Origin of the sequence: Synechococcus sp. R55.2, from assembly GCF_047462075.1 — a bacterium.
GTDB lineage: Bacteria > Cyanobacteriota > Cyanobacteriia > Thermostichales > Thermostichaceae > Thermostichus.
Genome location: NZ_JANSIH010000015.1, coordinates 1 through 1,538, shown reverse-complemented (window position 1 = coordinate 1,538; position 1,538 = coordinate 1). Strand labels below are relative to the sequence as shown.

Below are 1,538 nucleotides of genomic sequence, written 5' to 3'. Positions count from 1 at the left end.
GGGCACCGGGTCGGTCAGCCACGGCCAACCCGGCCCCGGCGGCGCATAGCCCACCCGCTTGGGAATCCCCGTCAGCCACAGCAGCAGCTTCACCCCCAGCCCCCTGCCCAGGCTCAGCACCGCGTCGTACTGCCGCTCGCGAATCCGCCCCAGCAGGTCGCTGAGGTCCCCCAACGACAGCCGCTCCTTGAAAGGAAAAGTCAGCACCCGGTTCACCGAAGGGCAAACCTCATAAGCCCCTGCTGCCCGCGGCTCCACCAGCACCTCCAGCTCCGCCTCAGGAAAGCGCTGCCGCAAACTGGCCAAGGTGGGAAAAAACAAAATCTGATCCCCAATCCCCCCCGGCACCAGAGCCAAAAGGCGGGGGGCCAAAGGCGCTGTGCCGCCAACTGCTCGAGAAGCCACCTGCATAAAGCATCCTGTAGAAAGCGGTATCCAGGGATCCCTGGCTCAGGACATCCCGCGCTTACTCTATCTCAGATTGCAGACCTTCAGGACAGGCTGGGCAGACCGGTTCCAGCCCCCTGCTGGCCCAGAGCGTTGTCTACCCAGGCTCTCATCCGCGATGATGGGCTGTGGCCGCCACCTTCTCCAAAGGCAGCACCATGACGGAGGAGCCGATTCCGCTGTTGGATTTGACGGGGCAGTACCGGGCTTTGGCCGCGGTGTTGCAGCCGCAGGTGGAGGCTCTGCTGGCCTCTGGCCAGTACATCGGCGGGGCGGCGGTGCAGCGCTTTGAGGAGCAGTTTGCCCAGTTTTTGGGGGGTGGCTCTTTGGAGGCCGTCGGCTGCAATTCCGGCACCGATGCCTTGGTGTTGGCTTTGCAGGCTTTGGGCATCCAGGCGGGGGATGAGGTGCTCACCAGTGCCTTTAGTTTTTTTGCCTCGGCTGCCGCCATCAGCCGGGTGGGGGCGCGTCCGGTGTTTGTGGATGTGGATCCGTGCACCTTTAACCTGGATCCGCAGCTACTGGAAAAGAGCATCTCCTGCCGCACCAAGGCGGTGGTGGTGGTGCATTTGTTTGGGCAGGCGGCCAACATGACCCAGATTCTGGCTATTGCCCGGCGGCACGGCTTGGCGGTGGTGGAAGATTGTGCCCAGGCGGTGGGGGCCTGCTGGGGGGGCAGGCCGGTGGGCACTTGGGGGGAGGTGGGCTGTTTCAGTTTTTTTCCCAGCAAGAATCTGGGGGCGGCGGGGGATGGGGGGGCGGTGGTGACGCGGGATCCCCAACTGGCCAGTCGGGTGCGGGCGCTGCGGGAGCATGGGCAGACCCGTCCGTACCACCACGAGCATTTGGGTCTCAACAGCCGTTTGGATGCGCTGCAGGCGGTGATTCTCTCGGTGAAGTTGCCTTATCTGCGGGAGTGGAACTGGCGGCGGCAGGGGATTGCGGAGTGTTACCACCGCTTGCTGCAAGGGATCCCGGGCTTGATGTTGCCCCAGGTGGGGGTGGGGGGGAACTCGGTGTGGCACCAGTACACGGTGCGGGTGGTGGGTTCTGAGCCGTTGGATTCGCGGCGGCGGGACGATTTGCAGCAG

2 protein-coding genes are annotated in these 1,538 nt (G+C 64.5%); one reads left to right on the top strand and one right to left on the bottom strand.

The features are described from left to right. A partial coding sequence (locus NW838_RS00410) for a glycosyltransferase family 9 protein (RefSeq protein WP_414427275.1) occupies positions 1–411 on the bottom strand: 411 nt, incomplete at its 3' end. Positions 412–575: 164 nt separating this feature from the next. Here NW838_RS00410 and NW838_RS00405 point away from each other — a divergent pair. Further along, a partial coding sequence (locus NW838_RS00405; RefSeq protein WP_414427274.1) for a DegT/DnrJ/EryC1/StrS family aminotransferase occupies positions 576–1,538 on the top strand: 963 nt, incomplete at its 3' end.